The following is a 15,003-nucleotide window of genomic DNA, read 5'->3' on the forward strand; positions in this document are numbered from 1 at the left end:
TCGCCTCAGCCGCGATGATCATTCTTTTCATGGGGACCCAACGCGCGCGGTGCACCCCCTCGCACTTCGCAGGGGTGGGCAGCGACCGGGTCTCCCCCTCGTTGCGCGCCGGAGTGGCGCTGGCTTGAGGGTCTGCAGCTCCCACTTCCTGTGGAGGTCGGGGTGAAAGTTGTCGTTGATCTTTCCCGATGCGTGGGGCATGCGCAGTGCGCATTCCTGGCTCCGGAGGCGTTCCGGATGCACGGTGAGGAAGCGCTCATGTACGCCCCGAACCCCGACGACGCCCAGCGCGATCAGGTGCTACGCGCCGCGGCGGCCTGCCCGGTCCAGGCGATCCTGGTCGACCAACTGGCGGCGCGGCACGCACCGGCGGAGGCGTCGCCGTCATGACCGGTGCCGACAACCTGCGTGCGTTCAAGCGCGATGGCCACATCGTGGTCGTCGGGGCTTCGCTGGCGGGACTGCGGGCCGCGGAGGCTCTACGAGACGAGGGTTTCACCGGATCGTTGACCATGATCGGTGACGAGTTGGGCGAGCCCTACGACCGGCCTCCCCTGTCCAAGCAAGTACTGACCGGGTGGGTGCCGGCCGATGGCACCACTTTGCCCCGCCGTCGCGACATCGATGCGGAGTGGCTACTGGGCGTGCCCGCCAGCGGGCTGGACCTCGCGACGAACCACGTGCATCTCGCCGACGGACGTGAGGTTCCCTTCGACCGCGTCCTGATCTCCACCGGGGTACGGGCCCGGCCGTGGTTCGTCGAATCCGAGGCGGCCCTGGACGGAGTGTTCGTCGTACGGACACGCGAGCATGCCGAGAGCCTGCAGCGAGCCCTCGCCGCCGGGCCCTCCCGTGTGCTGGTCATCGGTGCGGGGTTCACCGGCTCCGAGATCGCCTCCGTCTGCCGCGAGCGGGACATCCCGGTTACCGTCGCCGAACTCGCGTCGGCTCCGCTGGTCGGGGCGCTCGGCTCCCTGATCGGCGAGGTTGCGGCCGACATGCAGCGCGCTCACGGTGTCGACCTGCGGTGCGGTGTCAAGGTCGCCTGTCTGGAGGGCGACGCGCAGGGGCGATTTCGCCGTGCTCACTTCGGCGACGGCAGTACGGTCGACGCCGATGTGGCGGTGGTGGCACTCGGGAGCATCCGCAACACCGAGTGGCTTCGGGAGTCGGGACTGGCGGCGGGCGTATGGGGAATCACTTGCGACACGGGCTGCCGCGCCCTCGACATCAATGGCCGTGTCACCGACGACGTCTTCGCCGCGGGAGACGTGGCACGTTGCCCGAACCCCGTCTACGAATACCGACTCATCTCACTGGAGCACTGGGCCAACGCCGTGGAGCAGGCAGAGGTCGCGGCACACAACATGGTCAGTGCCCAGGCGGACCGTCGGCCCCACCTGTCCATCCCGCTGTTCTGGTCGATCCAGTTCGGCGTCAACATCAAGTCCGTGGGCGTGCCGACCTTCGCCGACGAGGCGGTCGTCACCCAGGGATCGCTGGGCGACCACCGTTTCGTCACCACATATGGCTATCGGGGCCGCGTCACGGCTGCCGTGAGCTTCAACAACGGTAAGTGGCTTGACCACTACCGTCGGTTGATCGAGACGGCCGCGCCTTTCCCACCCCCCTGCCCCACGCCGGACCAGCCGACCGACATGAAGCCGGTGCGCGTCGACTCCCCCGGCCCCGCCCTGCTCGCGCAGGGTGCCACGGTGGTCGTCACAGGCCGTGACCCGGGTGAGCGCCGCGTCACGGCCGTGCACCAGCTCCGGCAGGAGGAAGGCCAGACGACCACGACCGGGACGCCCGGCACGCTGCAGCGGATCTTCGACTACTCCGCCCGGGCCGACCCCTACCCGCTGTATGCCGAGCTGCGCAAGACGCCGGTGGCTCGGCAGGAGGACGGCAGCTACGTCATCAGCACCTATCGCGAGATCACGGACATACTCAATGACCCGCATCTGAGTTCCGACCTGCGCAATCTGTCGCGTCCGATGCCCCCAGCCGAGGAAGGGGCCACGTCGTCGTTCATCCACATGGACTCGCCCGAGCACGATCGCCTGCGGCGTATGGCGATGCGTCACTTCGGCCCCCCGCACACCCCTGGGCTGGTGACCGGACTTGAAGGCTTCCTGGCCGCCACCGTCGGCAGCCTGATCGACGATTTGGCGGGCAAGGAGCAGATCGACGTCGTCGACGATTTCGCCTTCCCGTTCCCTGTAACCGTGACCTGTCGCTTGCTCGGCGTGCCACGCGAGGACGAGCCGAGGTTCCACCTCTGGGTGAAAGACATCATGAACTCGATCGACTACAACCCCGAGACCGACCCGAAGGAGAAACTGGACAAGGGCGTGCAGGCCCGCAAGGACTTGCGCCAGTGCCTCGGCGAGCTGGTGGAACAAAGCCACGGCCGGCCGGGAGACGGCCTGCTGTCACGGCTGGCCAACGACGACGGGCCCGACGATCGGATGGCCGACGCCGAAATCGTCGCCACCGCCAGACTGCTCCTCATCGCTGGCCATGAGACCATCGTCAACCTCATCACCAACGGCATGCTGACGCTGCTGCGCCACCCGCAAGTGCTGCAGCGACTGCGCGACGAACCTGACCTCGTCGTGCCGCTGGTCGAGGAACTGCTGCGCTACGAGCCCGTCGTGCACATCATTCCCTGGCGGGTGGCGTACAGCGACATCACCGTCGCCGACAGCGTCATCCCCCAGGGCTCACGGATCATGCTCATGCTGGCCTCAGGCAGTCGCGATCCGAAGCGCTTCCACGATCCGGACCGTTTCGACCCAGATCGGCATGACAACCAGCACCTGGGGTTCGGCAGCGGCATCCACCTGTGTTTCGGCGGCCCGCTGGCCCGGCGGGAAACCCAGATCGCGCTGACCGAGTTGGTACGCCGGCTCAACCGCCCCAGGCTGGTCGCTGACCCGCCGCCGTACCGGCCCAGCCCCGTTCTTAGGGGTCCGATCCATCTGGACATCGAGCAGGGTGACGGTTGACGCGGCAGCCGAGGGCAATTGAAAGGTCGCGCCTCGGACGGCCCGGCCATCCGGCTCTGCATTCGACAGCAACCCGCTACCCTCCTCAGCTCACGGCGAGCGGCGCGCTCGCCGCCCGGACTCCGGTCGAGACCGGCTTCTTCCTCTTCGCCCGGCCACGCATCACAATCTGCTCAACCACACCGCCATAGAGACACTGACTGCCGCCGTCGCAGACGACCATGCAGACGTCTTCGGTGCCCCTGTTCTTGATCTCTGTGAGAACCTGGAGCCAGTACTTGGCGCCCTCGCCGCCGTCGCCGGCCCACAGCCCCAGGATCTCCTGGGTGCCCTCGACGGTCACTGCGAGCACGACGCAGATCGGCCGGTTCGCGACCTGACCACCCCTCAGCTTCACGTGCACACAGCCGATGGACAAGACCGGGTAGACCGAGTCGAGCGGCCGGTTCTGCCATTCGTGCATGCCGTCGAGCACTCTGTCGGTGATCGTGGAGATGGTGGCCCTGGAGACCTCGGCGCGTAGACCGGCTCCGGCAAGAATTTCGTAGACGAAGATCAGGGCGGGACAGGTGAGTTGGAGCCTGGATAGTGGCGACGGAGGTGTGCGATCAGCACGACTCGTTGCCGGAGCAGGGGGACACCGGCCCGTCCTCCCATGATCCTTTTCTGGAGCTTCACGTCGGTGATGCGACCTTCGTTCACTCCCGAGCTGAAGGATGTGGTGATCCCCTGCATGACTGCTGCCTCGTCCTCGCGGATGGACTTGGCCATGCTGGCCAGGGCCGGGAGGTGGGAGGTGGTGAGTTGGTCGAGCCAGGCGGGCAGCAGGGCGGCGTCCTGGGCGTCGAGCATGGCGGCGAACTCGCGGACCAGCGTGTGGGTGCGCTGTAGTTCCGGGCAGTGTTCCAGCAGGCGGGCGAGCCGCTCACGGACGTGAAGGCCGCGCTGGTCAGGGGCGGTGGCGATCCATCGGGCAACTTCCCGCGGTGTGACCCGTTCGTGGACTTCCTCCAAGAGGAGTCCGCGACGCAGGGGTTGAACGGCGAGTTTCACCTGCTGGTAGTGGCCCCGGTAGCCCTTGGCGGCGATCTCCTGGTGGAGAACGAAGGCGTTGTGCTCACCCTCGTCCCAGCGTTGGCTCAGATGGCCGAGATACGGGTCGAGCGGTGTGGGCCTGCGCGGGTAGTGACGCCGGATGCACTCCTGCCAGGTGGCGGCCCGCGCGTACTTGCGGACAGTGCGTCGGTTCAGTCCGAGCTCGCGGGCGATGGAGTGGTAGCTGCGGCCTCGGGCGGTGTCGGTCACTGCGTGCACCGCGTCGAACAGTCGCTTCGCGTGTCGTCTGGCGGGCGTATCGGCCGCCTCCGGGTCCCTGGCCTCTGCAGGCTCAGGGATGACAGGTTCGGGATCGGGCGTCGCGGCGGGCAGGCAGCCCCGGTGCGCGGTGGCGATTTCCTGCACCCGCCTGGACAGCCCCTGCCACAAATGAAAGCGGTCGCTGACCTGCAGCGCGTCCGGTGCGCCGGCGGTGATGCCCTGCCGGTAGGAGGGTGAGCCGTCCCGGCAGACGACCTCCACGCCGGGATTCTCGCTGAGCCAGGTGGTGAGCGTCCCGGCGTCGCGGCCCTCCCACAGGGTGAGCGGGAGCCGGGTGCCGACGTCGACCAGCAGGGTCCCGTAGGTGCCCGCGTACAGGGCGAAATCGTCCACGCCCAGCACCCGCGGCGTGATCGCGGGCGGGAGTGGCACTCTCATCAGGTGAAACAGCACACTCGTGCGCGAAAGCGCCGTGTTCAGGATGCACAGCAACCTCGCACCACCGCGGCCGGCCAGGACAATGCCGAGAATCTCCACCAGGCGCTGAAGCAGCGGAGTGCGGCGTTGGTAGCGCACGGTCAGTCCGTCGACCTGTTCGGCGAAGGTGACCTTCATACAGGCCGGGTTTTCGCAGTACAAGCGCCGTACGCTCAAGTCGATACGGACAGGCCGCCCACCGAGAGCGGTATCGGCGAGGTGGCGCACGTAGCGGCTGTGGACCCAGTCGCTCATGACACCGCAACCCGTACAGCACGCGGACACATCGCCGTAAGTGCGGGCCTGGATGACCACGGTGGGGCCCGTGGCGTCCACCGAGGCGACGACCACCGACGTCAAGTGCGGTAACAGCTCGAACAGTTCGTTGGCACACGAGGAGAGGATGCCCGCCGACCTGCACCCCGATAGCCAGAGTCCCGCCCTGATCTTCGCCTACGAAATTCTTGCCGGAGCCAGCTAAGTTCGTACGCCGACACCGGACGCTGACGGAGAGGGACGGCCATCACGGCATGTTCGCCTTCCTCTATGAGGGGGAAGTGGTGGTCGCGACCCAGGAACTGCGGTTCGACGACCAAGACACCAAGATTCTTTCGTTCGAAGGCCTTGCCGACCTGGTGGAGTCCACGCGGGCCGACGGGATCGTGATCATTGCCGAGGGCTGGCTTGCGATCCCCACGCAGAGAGAGGAGGAGCTTAATACCATCTTCTTCCCGGCGCGGGACCGTCTCGACCGAATGGAGGGGATCACGGTCTATGCCGCAACGAGGGACGGTCGACAAGCAGAACTACTCTCCATGATCGAGCGTGGCACCGATGGCCAAGTGAGCTGCGGAGAACCAGTAGAGGTCACGTTTCCGATGGGGGCGAACACGCTCGTGCCCATCAGACGGAAGTGGGACGACATGGAAAAGCGCGGGATCTGAACCCTGTCTCGGATGCCTCCCGCGGAATTGCGAACCCGGACCCGACTCACACGGCATCAGCGCAGGTCCCGGCCCACCACCGGTATCTCATGAGCCCATCGGATCCCCTGCGGCGATGCCCGTTCCGGGCGGAAAAGAGGAGGCAGCCATGCTCGAAGAGACGAAGGACACCGAGGAGATCGTGGAACGGGTGGCCGCGCTGGACATCGGCGAGGTCGTGTGCTGTACCCGCGTGCCGCGGGAGGGGCCGGCAGGGCGACGCATGGACGCATGCAGGAAGTCGCGACCTACTCGACCATGACCCGGTCACTGCTGGCGCTGGCAGACCGCCTGCGCGATCTCGGCGTAACGCGGGTGGTCATGGAGGCCACATCCGACTACTGGCGGCCCGCGTTCTACCTGTTGGAGGCTGCGGAGTTCGAGGTGTGGCTGGTCAACGCCCGGGACGTCAAGCACCTGCCGGGCCGGCCCAAGACCGACAAGCTCGACGCGATCTGGCTGGCCAAGGTAGCCGAGCGGCAGATGCTCCGCCCGAGCTTCGTACCCCCTCGCGAGATCCGTGCGCTGCGGGACCTGACCCGCTACCGCACCGACCTGGTGAACGCGCGCACCAGCGAGAAGCAACGCGTGGAGAAGCTCCTGGAGGATGCGCAGATCAAACTCAGTGCGGTGGCCAGCGACATCTTCGGCCGCTCCGGGCGGGACATGATGGCCGCTCTGATCGCCGGCGAGCGCGACCCGAAGGTTCTGGCTCAGTTCGCCCGGCAGCGGTTAAGGGCCAAGCTGGCCGAGCTGGAGGAGGCGTTCACCGGCCACTTCAGCGCCCACCACGCGTTCCTGCTCACCTAGATGCTCGGCCGTATCGACGCCATCAACGCCGACATCGCCGCGCTAGACGCTCGGATCGGTGAGGAGGTTGCTCCCTATGCCGCGGCGATCGCCCGCCTCAGCAAGATTCCCGGCATCAGCCCGGTCGCGGCCCATGTGATCATCGCCGAGATCGGGCTGGACATGTCGCGCTTCCCCACCGCTGCCCACCTCGCCTCCTGGGCGAAGTTCGACCCCGGCGTCAAGGAGTCCGCCGGACGGGGCACCACCGGCCACGGCAACTCCTACCTGGCCCGGGTTCTGGGCAACTGCGCCACCGCCGCGGGCAAGACAGACACCTTCCTGGGCGAGCGCTACCGGCGGATCGCCCGCCGCCGGGGCAAACGGAAGGCGCTGGTGGCGGTCGGCCGTTCGCTCCTGGTGGTGATCTGGCACCTGCTGTCCGACCCGGACGCCCAGTTCCGCGACCTCGGCTCCGACTACTACGAGACCCGCATCGACCCCGAACGCCGCAAGCGCAACCACCTCCACCAACTCGAAGCCCTCGACTTCAAGGTCACCCTCGAACCCACGGCATGACAGCGACTCAGCCTCGCCCGTGGACGCCTGTCCATGGGCTGATGCGGCACGCCCTGGTCCGATCATTTTCGGATGAGACACCAAGAGCGAACGGTGACCGCGTCGTCGACCACGCCTTACGCGTTCGGGTCCCAGGCGAAGAGCCGCTCGAAGATGACCCGGTCGCCGTCGATCTTCACCGAGTCCAGCGGTGTGCGTCCGTAGAACCACAGGACCAGCTCACCGGCCGTGCCCCGGGCGGAGGCGTCGGCCGGGGCCTGGGCTTCGCCCTCGCCGGCAGCCGGGAGGCGGACGGCGCGGGCGCCGTCCGCCTCGACCGTGAAGCGCCAGGAGCGGCCCTCGGTGGCGTGGTAGTCGACGACGGCCGGCTCGTGCGGCCAGACGCCCGACCACGCGCAGCAGGTGAACAGGAAGTCCTCGACGCCGTCCAGCGCCACCTCCGCCGGCAGCGGCTGCGCGGCGCCCACGGTGAGCTGGGCGTCATAGGTGTGCATCGCGATCTCCTGAAGCTGGTGCCGGGCGACGGCACCGCTGGTCCGCGGCGACTGCGAGGCGCCCCACCACGTCCAGCACTCGGCGTCCGGGCCGACCTCCCGCAGGGTGTCCAGCAGCTCCTGCGTCGACGCGGCCAGCCAGGCCACCAACGCCTCGCGCTCCCGGGGCGCCTGCGCCTCGGCGCGCGCCGCCACAGCCTCGGCCGGCGGGGCGTCGGCCGGACCGGCCTCGACGACGGCGGCCCAGAACGGGCGGCCCAAGCCCAGGTGCCGCGCCAGGTCGAACAGCGTCCACTCGGGGCAGGTCGGCACCTGCACGTCCAGGCTGGGCGCGGCTGCGATCGCGGCCCGGAAGGCTGTCGCCCGCTCGTTGATCAGTCGCAGCAGGTCAGGGAGTTCAAGATTCTTCTGCACTACGGCTGTCTATCACCGCATTCCGGCGGCCGAAAGCGAATTTCCCAGCCGCCGCCTGCCGACGCCGCCGTCCGAACCGCCGCCGACACCGAACCTCCTTCGAAACCACGGGAGTTCCCCACCCGACTTCACTCCTGGGTGGGGTTTGGCTCAACACCCCACCGCCCGGGTGCCGAGAAGCCAACGGTGTGTCAGTCTCGACAACCGCGCCAAGTACTTGCCGGAACAGCTGGAGGTATGGCTCCATGCTCACGCCCTCCGCGCAGGATGCTCCCCCTACGAGGTGATCAAGCAGGCGAACGAGGCCGCCCCGCGCCCTATTTGAGGCCGAGCGTGGACAGGGCGGCGGCAACTCCGGAACCGGTGCGGCCAACGAGCGCGGGCTCCGTTGCTTCCCGCCCGTGGAGGACTTGCCGGCTGACCAGCCCGCCACCGACACGGCGACCACCAGCGACACAGCAGCAACAACGATACGCCTCATGGACATGAAGCCCCCCTGGCAAGACGGCAACCCCCGTGAACCCACCGTCTCAGCGTCAACTGCCCGGCGGGCAGGGAGAACAGTCCGCCCGATCGAAGGACCTCGGCTCGGCTCCTCAAGCAGCTCCTGCGTGATGCGGGTTTCGAAGATGACGGTGTACCGCCTGGTGCACAGCGGGCACTTCCCAGCGATCCGGGTGGGCCGGTCCTTCCGGGTTCCGCCCCGGTCGGGCGGGTGGATCAGCGCAGTCCGGCGAAGAGATCGTTCTCGGGTACGGCCGTGCCGGTGGCGTCCTGGACACGTACGAAGGTCTCCATGCCCATCAACTCGCCGAACCTCTCCTTGCCCATCCTGAGGAAGAAGATGTTCTCGCCCTGACTGGCGTGCGCGGCCAACGCGTCGAACTTCTGGCCGCTGAACGCGATGGTGTCCACCCACGTCGTGATCTCATCGTCGGGGAGGCCGATCTCGGCCATCGCGGCGGCCTCCGCAGGATCCGGCTCCGGCATGTCCTCATGAAACTCGCGCATGATCTCGCCGAACCGCTGCATCATCGAGCGGGGCATCGTCGTCCAGTACACCTTCGGAGTCAGCGCGGTCATCTCCAGCGCCGCCATCGTGATGCGGTGGGCCTGGATGTGGTCGGGGTGCCCATAGAAGCCGTTCTCGTCGTAGGTGACGACCACATCGGGTCGGTAGCGCCGCATGAGTTCCGCGAGTCGGGCGGCGCCTTCCTGGACGGGGGTCTGCCAGAAGGATCCGGGGGCGTCGTTGCTCGGCCAGCCCGTCATCCCCGAGTCGGCATAGTCCAGCATCTCCAGATCGCTGACCTTCAGGACGTCACAGCTCGCCTCAAGTTCTTGACGGCGCATCAAGGCGACTGCCGCCGGATCGTGCCCGGGATCGCCCGGCTTGACACCCCCCGGTCCGTCACCGCAACCGCCGTCGGTACACGTCACGAGAACCGTACGGATGCCTTCCGCCGCGTACCGCGCGAGGACCCCTCCGGTTCCGGTGGCCTCGTCGTCGGGGTGGGCGTGCACTGCCATGAGCGTCAAGGGCCGGTCAGTCATGAAACAAGTCCTCCTGCAGAAATGCGTCTTGGTCCGAGTGCGCGGCGGGCGTACCGCGATGCTGGGGCCCGGATCCTGGTGGGGCGGACGACCTTGCGGTCTCCGTGTTCCCCGCCAGCGCGGCGCCGGTCCCTCGTTCGATGCAACCGTGCCGGCCTGACCATCTGTTCCCGGCGCCCCTGCAGTCGCAATTGTGTTGGCGGGCTGAACGGCTCTCGACCGTGATCAAAAACCGAACAGCGAACTCGCCGCAGCAGAGCCTGGAGCGTTGCTGCTGGCGGTGGACGAGCCGGACGTCGAGTCCACGCCTTCGATCATGCACCAACTCGCCTGCCGTGCAGGACGTCTTACGACTTCGTAGGCGATTGAGCTCGGGGTGTGCTTGTCTGGCGGTTCGGCTGGTAGGTGATCAGCAGGCGGCCTGCCGGGCGAGCGCCAGTTCGGTACTGGACTTACGTTGGGTTGCTCGGCGGGCGGCGCGGTCGGAGACCAGGCCGGCGACGGCCAGATGGGTTTCGGCGTATGTCTCGCGTCGGGCCGTGTGGCGCTGGAGTGCGCGCCACTGCCGGTGCTCGGCGATCGCGTGCTCGATGCAGATTCGGGCCGGGGACTGGCGGCAGCGGTACTCGCGCCAGGCATGCTGCTCGCCCAGCGGCGCGTCGGTCTTGGGTTTCCTGGGCGGGATGCTGATCTGGTCGGGGAACTCGTTGTGCAGGCCCCGGTAGCCCTCGTCGGCTTCGGCCTTCGCCTTCGGGTAAGGCCGAACTGCTCGGCGACGCCCTCGGTGCGCGCGGCGGTCTGATCGTGCATGCGGCCCGGCCGGACGGCCCCGGTCCACAGGGTGCGGCTCTGCTCGTCGCCGATCACGGTGGTCTTGATCGTGTTTTGCTTCTTCTTGCCGGAGACGAACGCCCGCCTGCCGGGCCGGCCCGCTTTCGGGCGGCGGACCTGGGTCTCGGCACCATCGAAGCACAGGGTGACGCCCTCTGCGTCAGCGTAGGCGAACACGTCCGCCAGGGTGCGCAGGCGCACGTTAGGGCGGTCGGGGACGGCGAATCCGCGGGCGGCGAGCAGCGGACGGATCTCGCTGATCGCCTCGGTGACGGTGGAGCGCCCGGCGCGGTACAACTCGGCCAGAGCCTGGTGGGTCAGGCCAGTGCGCAGATAGGCGAGGGTGACCAGCACCCGGTCGGTAAGGGCCAGCTCATATTTGGGCCCGGCCCCGGCCGCCCGGCACCGGTCTCCGCGACGCCGCTCGCGCAGACCGGACTCCTGGCGGGCGGTCCACGGGGCCGCCAACTCCACGATCAAATGCCCGAGATGGACATGACCAAGGCCACAGAAGGCAGGATGGGACAAGGCCGCACGGGCCCACTTCTTGGTCACACTCGAAGAACCCGTGCGGCCCTTGTCACGTCACGCCCCGCACCAGCCCCACTCAAGCAACGCGGGACGCGAGCGCGGTCCGCAGCCGCTCGTAGCTCGGCGCCAACCGGCGCAGACCGTCCGCCAGGGCCCGGTCGTCGCCCGTGACCAGAGGGTGTTGGAGGCCGCCGACCAGCCGCGACTGCCCGGACGCGACTGCCGCCGCATCGGGGAGCCTCAGCAAGTCCAGGCAGTGCGCGGCGTCGGCGAGTCGGCGCGCGCCGACTCTGATCGCGAAGTGCGCCAGGAACCCGCGTATGCCCACGTCGAGTCCCCCGTCGGCCTGGGCGGCCAAGGCCTCCACACCGGCGGCACCTCCGAGCGTCCCCGGCGGCACCGGCTGGTCGCCGCCGCCCGCCAGCCACCGCTCCGCATCGGGCAGCGACTGTCGCAGCGCCTCCTCCGGTGTGACCTTCCGTTCCTGGACGAAGCCGGCGCGCATCACGTAGGGGGCGTCGACATAGCCGACCGTCTTCGCCTCCCACGCGGCGAGGAAGTCCGCGACCGGCAGCGTCGCATAGGGATGACCGTGCGGGTCGTGGAAGACCACCATGCTGCCCTCGACTTCCAGCACGACCACGAAGTGGTCGCCACCGTCGGCGGTGGGTGTGCCCGGCTGGTGGAGCAGTAGCCCCATGTCGACGGGGCCGACCAGGACGGGGCCTTGGGCGGAGGCTTCGCGCAGCCGCTCCTCAGCCTCATCGGCCGTGCCGCCGGCGGTACGCACGCAGCGCGCGCCGAGTAGGGCGATGGCCGCGTCCAGGCCCAGATCCGGGTCCCAGCCGTAGGGGTCGAACAGCGGCAAAGTGCCGCCGATCAACTCGAAGCCGAACGGCGAACCGGTCAGCACCTCGATGACCGCCGGGGGCGGGGCCGCCTCGCCGAGAATCATGGCCAGGGAGTTGGCGTAGCAGTACGGGCCAGAGCCGATGTAGTGGGTCACTGTTGTCCTGTCTTCTTCGGTCAGGAAGCGATGACGGGCTGCTGCAGCCCCGTCACCAATGCGGTGGTGTCCTTGGGGCAGTCCAAGAAGATGGTGAACATCACGTCATCCAGTGCAGACCCTGACACGGTGTGATGGTCAAGCCCAGGGCGGTCAGCAAGCCCACTTGATCCTCACCCGCAAGCCGTCGGCGGACGGGGAGGAATCAAAGACAGGCACTCAACTTGCCCTTTAACGTCCCTCAATCGCCGACGAAGTCGTGAGCGTGCGCACGGTGGCGATGCGCACCTGGCCCGACGGCATCGAGTGGACGTACCCGATGGGGACGTGGGAGGACCCGCACCTGGAGGTGGCTCTCATGCCCGGCGGCGACGAGGTGTGGCTTCGGATGTCCACCGACCGTTCCAGCGTCGCCGTGTGGACCATCGAGCAGTGGCTGGACTTCGCCGGAGAACTGCCCGGGGCGACGCCTCCCGGCTGAACTCGCCCGGAGCAGGTGGCTACGGCTGCTCACTCGGGCCCGGACGGGCCCGAGGTGGATCAGGTGGGAGTACAGAGTTGGCCTGCGTCTGTCCCGCTACCTCGTTTCGTCGCGCTGACGCCGAAGTTCACTGATGCGGTCCTGTGTGGCGGCCAGCAGCCAGCGGTTCTCCTGCGAGGGCTCGCCGAGCGAGGCCAGCAGGGTTCGCTCGCATGCTCCGGGTCCGTCGACCAGGTCGACGAACTCGGCGATCTGCGCGAGGGCGCAGGTCATCGCGCGGGGTTCGCTGTCGGGGACGAGACCGGCCTGGTCCCGCCAGGCGACCGGGTCCTGTCCCGCGAAGAACGCGATCACGACCTGGCGCACCATGGGCAGGTCGGTCTCCTCGACGAGCCCTTCCCACTGGCTGGTCTTGTGGATCAGCGTGGTGGTGAACCGCTCGGCGAACCCCTCCCTGCCCAGGGTGGCGGGCCCGATCTGCGCGAGCGCCCAGCCGATCAGGAGCACGCTGCCCCGCAGGAGTTCACCACTCCCGTACCAGGCCAGGCGGCGGCTTGCTCGATGCGCCGGGACAACTCGGGCCAGGCCTGCTGATTGTCCGGCGTGCGCAAAATGCTCGCCTGGTCCCACGCCGCCTGCACAGCACCAACCGAAACGCTCACGCCACCCGTCGTCACGAGGATCGAGCGTAGCCATAGCTACCAACCCCGCGGATGGGCATCGGCGGGGTCAGACACGATTGAGGTCTGGGCGCGCTTGTCGAAGAAGACCAGCTTCGGCTACCCGGCCCCGGCCGCCCGTCGGCGTGGACCCGCCGCGGGCCGTCTGGAGTGTGCGGTGCGCAGCCTCTCGCAGGCCGGCGAGTCCGGCGAACACCCTCTCGGCAAAGGTGGGTTTGCTCTTACACGCCCCCATGCTCACGCCGGTGCGCCATCACACCTTCCATCCAGAGTCAGACGCAACGGGTCATGCTCGTGGCGGATACATGCCTGCCGTCCGGAGCTTGCAAGGAGAGACCGTGCGCCGACTCCCCGCTGTCCTGGGCATCTTGACCGCGTCCCTTCTGCTCACCGTGGCCCTGCCCACCTCGTCCCAGGCCGCCACCGGCAGGTTCGACTACACCGGCACGAACGGCGTCCCCAGCGTGATCTTCAACCCTCCCAACGGCCCGTGCATCGGGTTCAACAGGCCGGCAGTCGGCGTCGACAACCAAACGGACACCGGAGCCACCCTCTACACCGGCCTGGCCTGCAGCGGCATCACCGAATTCGTACCAGCTCGTACCGGGCTGACCTGGGGCACCTACCGGCCCAACAGCGTACGGTTCGGCTGACCCCCACCTGCCAATCCCCCCCCGGGCGGTGAGCTCCACCCTGTCTCGGCCGTAGCCGAGCCCGTCTCAGAAGCGGAAGCCGACCACGCCGTGGCCGGGCTGCGCCTGCGCGTGCCGCATCCAGTCGAGGCACTCCTGGACGGCCTCCACCACCTCGGGCTCCAGCGGCGGCGCCTGTCCCGACGTGTCGATCTCGTGCTTGCCGGCCTCGAACTGCTGCAGCGCCTGGGCAATGTGATCGGGCGTCCACTCGCCGTATCCCGGCGTGAAGGTGTAGGGCAGCGGCGCGGGCGGGCCGCCGTCGCTGAAGGCCTCCACGGACACAGCCGTGATGCCCAGAGCCTTCAGCCCCTGGTCGACGACCGCCAGCCAGTCGCCCCGGTGCGGGGTGAAGCTGCTGTTGGGCAGGAACGAGCCGGTGAGCGAGCACAGCCGCCGGTAGGCGTAGCCGTACTGGAAGGCGTACTCCCCGCCTCCGTCGTCGCTGAACGGCCCGCCGTGGACGACCGCGCGCAGCGCTTCGTACGCCGTGGGGGCGCCCTGCTCGATCTCGTCGCTGAAGTAGTCGTCGCTGCGGGCCATGTCGTCGCCGAAGTTGTCTCGGATTACCTCCAGCAACGTGTCGTCGCCGGATCCGACCAGGGCACGCGTGGCAGCAATGTCGAGCAGGTAGACGCTCAGCGAAGAACTCATGAGATGAACCTATGGGACGCCACTGACAGCCGGCCGGTCCGCTCCGGCCAGGCCGGCAACGGCTGCCGTTTCATACCTGCGCAGGCTCGCTCCGGTGTGCGGCGGTCTCGCTGATGAGCTGGTCGCGCACCGCGAGTGCGGCGGTCAACGCGCCGGCGAGAGCGACATCTTCCGGATGGACGTGCATCGGCGAGCGCAGCGCGATGACCATGCGGATCATGGCCTTGCGGAGGTGTTCGAGAACAATTTCGGGCTCGTGATCGGCCATCGCCTGATCGGTCAGGTCGAACAGTTCCCTCACCGTGATGACGCGACCGCCGTGGGCCTCGTCTTCCTGGGCGGCCACCGTGTCCGCGAGCGGCTCCCACAGGGCCCGGCAGCGCTCGGCGTAGCCGCGAGCACGGCGCATCACCAGGCCCTGTCGTACCGCCTCAACCACCGGTAGTGCGCCGCGACGAAGAACGGCATGCCCTTGCCGAAGACGTACTGCGCCGCCTCGTTCATCTCCCG

Annotated in this window: 15 protein-coding genes and 3 pseudogenes; 9 read left to right on the top strand and 9 right to left on the bottom strand. The window is 68.2% G+C overall.

Annotation, left to right across the window (positions count from 1 at the left end; all coding sequences use genetic code 11):
- Positions 1 to 162: 162 nt before the first annotated feature.
- The 3 genes and pseudogenes from ADK54_RS33325 to ADK54_RS47865 all read left to right on the top strand — a co-directional run bounded on the left by ADK54_RS33325 (position 163) and on the right by ADK54_RS47865 (position 3,011).
- Entirely contained in the window at positions 163 to 390 is a 228-nt protein-coding gene (locus ADK54_RS33325; protein ID WP_078966815.1) for a ferredoxin, read from the top strand.
- A pseudogene (locus ADK54_RS46945) lies at positions 387 to 1,757 on the top strand (NAD(P)/FAD-dependent oxidoreductase); the annotation flags it as partial. The gene ADK54_RS33325 and the pseudogene ADK54_RS46945, both read left to right, overlap by 4 nt.
- Positions 1,758 to 1,889: 132 nt before the next feature.
- Positions 1,890 to 3,011: a cytochrome P450 gene (locus tag ADK54_RS47865; RefSeq protein WP_420717447.1), complete on the top strand. Its 1,122-nt coding sequence runs from the start codon at positions 1,890 to 1,892 to the stop codon at positions 3,009 to 3,011.
- A gap of 205 nt (positions 3,012 to 3,216) precedes the next feature.
- Here ADK54_RS47865 and ADK54_RS33340 read toward each other — a convergent pair.
- Positions 3,217 to 3,528 (bottom strand): annotated as a pseudogene (locus tag ADK54_RS33340) (transposase); the annotation flags it as partial.
- A 38-nt stretch (positions 3,529 to 3,566) separates the two neighbouring features.
- Positions 3,567 to 5,156, bottom strand: coding sequence for an ISL3 family transposase (locus tag ADK54_RS33345; RefSeq protein WP_234392304.1), 1,590 nt, complete (start codon positions 5,154 to 5,156; stop codon positions 3,567 to 3,569).
- Between the two features lie 179 nt (positions 5,157 to 5,335).
- Between ADK54_RS33345 and ADK54_RS33355 the strand changes: the two genes are divergently transcribed.
- From ADK54_RS33355 to ADK54_RS47875, 3 genes are all read left to right on the top strand, one after another.
- Positions 5,336 to 5,749, top strand: coding sequence for a hypothetical protein (locus ADK54_RS33355; protein WP_053729528.1), 414 nt, complete (start codon positions 5,336 to 5,338; stop codon positions 5,747 to 5,749).
- Positions 5,750 to 6,019: 270 nt separating this feature from the next.
- Entirely contained in the window at positions 6,020 to 6,598 is a 579-nt protein-coding gene (locus ADK54_RS47870; protein WP_234392299.1) for an IS110 family transposase, read from the top strand.
- A complete protein-coding gene (locus tag ADK54_RS47875; RefSeq protein WP_234392300.1) occupies positions 6,599 to 7,156 on the top strand; it encodes a transposase in 558 nt (185 codons plus the stop codon). It abuts the gene before it with no gap.
- A 116-nt stretch (positions 7,157 to 7,272) separates the two neighbouring features.
- Here ADK54_RS47875 and ADK54_RS33365 read toward each other — a convergent pair whose 3' ends face one another.
- The gene (locus ADK54_RS33365; RefSeq protein WP_053729529.1) at positions 7,273 to 8,064 is read right to left on the bottom strand and encodes a maleylpyruvate isomerase family mycothiol-dependent enzyme; all 792 of its coding nucleotides are present in this window, start codon (positions 8,062 to 8,064) and stop codon (positions 7,273 to 7,275) included.
- 572 nt (positions 8,065 to 8,636) lie between these two features.
- On the opposite strand from ADK54_RS33365, the pseudogene ADK54_RS47880 reads away from it, so the two are divergent.
- Positions 8,637 to 8,774: pseudogene (locus ADK54_RS47880) on the top strand (excisionase family DNA-binding protein); the annotation flags it as partial.
- A gap of 10 nt (positions 8,775 to 8,784) precedes the next feature.
- Here ADK54_RS47880 and ADK54_RS33370 read toward each other — a convergent pair.
- The 3 genes from ADK54_RS33370 to ADK54_RS33380 all read right to left on the bottom strand — a co-directional run bounded on the left by ADK54_RS33370 (position 8,785) and on the right by ADK54_RS33380 (position 11,986).
- Positions 8,785 to 9,618 carry a PIG-L family deacetylase gene (locus ADK54_RS33370; protein WP_053729530.1) on the bottom strand — a complete coding sequence of 278 codons (834 nt, stop codon included), beginning with the start codon at positions 9,616 to 9,618 and terminating at the stop codon, positions 8,785 to 8,787.
- Between the two features lie 225 nt (positions 9,619 to 9,843).
- Positions 9,844 to 11,004, bottom strand: coding sequence for a transposase family protein (locus ADK54_RS33375; RefSeq protein ID WP_324610210.1), 1,161 nt, complete (start codon positions 11,002 to 11,004; stop codon positions 9,844 to 9,846).
- A gap of 52 nt (positions 11,005 to 11,056) precedes the next feature.
- Positions 11,057 to 11,986 (bottom strand): hypothetical protein, encoded by a 930-nt coding sequence (locus tag ADK54_RS33380; protein ID WP_053729531.1) that lies wholly within the window; start codon positions 11,984 to 11,986, stop codon positions 11,057 to 11,059.
- 259 nt (positions 11,987 to 12,245) lie between these two features.
- Between ADK54_RS33380 and ADK54_RS33385 the strand changes: the two genes are divergently transcribed.
- A complete protein-coding gene (locus tag ADK54_RS33385; RefSeq protein WP_234392301.1) occupies positions 12,246 to 12,467 on the top strand; it encodes a hypothetical protein in 222 nt (73 codons plus the stop codon).
- A gap of 96 nt (positions 12,468 to 12,563) precedes the next feature.
- On the opposite strand, the gene ADK54_RS33390 is transcribed toward ADK54_RS33385, so the two are convergent.
- Positions 12,564 to 12,974 (bottom strand): hypothetical protein, encoded by a 411-nt coding sequence (locus ADK54_RS33390; protein WP_053729533.1) that lies wholly within the window; start codon positions 12,972 to 12,974, stop codon positions 12,564 to 12,566.
- 541 nt (positions 12,975 to 13,515) lie between these two features.
- Between ADK54_RS33390 and ADK54_RS33395 the strand changes: the two genes are divergently transcribed.
- Entirely contained in the window at positions 13,516 to 13,800 is a 285-nt protein-coding gene (locus tag ADK54_RS33395) for a hypothetical protein (protein ID WP_234392302.1), read from the top strand.
- Between the two features lie 66 nt (positions 13,801 to 13,866).
- Here the strand turns inward: ADK54_RS33395 and ADK54_RS33400 are convergent, their stop codons facing one another.
- Both ADK54_RS33400 and ADK54_RS33405 read right to left on the bottom strand, forming a co-directional pair.
- Positions 13,867 to 14,493 carry a DUF7691 family protein gene (locus ADK54_RS33400; RefSeq protein ID WP_053729535.1) on the bottom strand — a complete coding sequence of 209 codons (627 nt, stop codon included), beginning with the start codon at positions 14,491 to 14,493 and terminating at the stop codon, positions 13,867 to 13,869.
- Positions 14,494 to 14,563: 70 nt separating this feature from the next.
- Positions 14,564 to 14,902 carry a hypothetical protein gene (locus ADK54_RS33405; RefSeq protein WP_053729536.1) on the bottom strand — a complete coding sequence of 113 codons (339 nt, stop codon included), beginning with the start codon at positions 14,900 to 14,902 and terminating at the stop codon, positions 14,564 to 14,566.
- Positions 14,903 to 15,003: the final 101 nt, after the last annotated feature.

It is taken from the genome of Streptomyces sp. WM6378 (assembly GCF_001279695.1).
Taxonomy (GTDB): Bacteria; Actinomycetota; Actinomycetes; order Streptomycetales; family Streptomycetaceae; genus Streptomyces.

Coding starts and splice junctions, on each gene's coding strand:
- ADK54_RS33355 (WP_053729528.1), top strand. CDS start 5,336: ATGTTCGCCTTCCTCTATGAGGGGGAAGTGGTGGTCGCGACCCAGGAA.
- ADK54_RS47870 (WP_234392299.1), top strand. CDS start 6,020: ATGCAGGAAGTCGCGACCTACTCGACCATGACCCGGTCACTGCTGGCG.
- ADK54_RS47875 (WP_234392300.1), top strand. CDS start 6,599: ATGCTCGGCCGTATCGACGCCATCAACGCCGACATCGCCGCGCTAGAC.
- ADK54_RS33370 (WP_053729530.1), bottom strand. CDS start 9,618: ATGACTGACCGGCCCTTGACGCTCATGGCAGTGCACGCCCACCCCGAC.
- ADK54_RS33400 (WP_053729535.1), bottom strand. CDS start 14,493: ATGAGTTCTTCGCTGAGCGTCTACCTGCTCGACATTGCTGCCACGCGT.
- ADK54_RS33405 (WP_053729536.1), bottom strand. CDS start 14,902: ATGCGCCGTGCTCGCGGCTACGCCGAGCGCTGCCGGGCCCTGTGGGAG.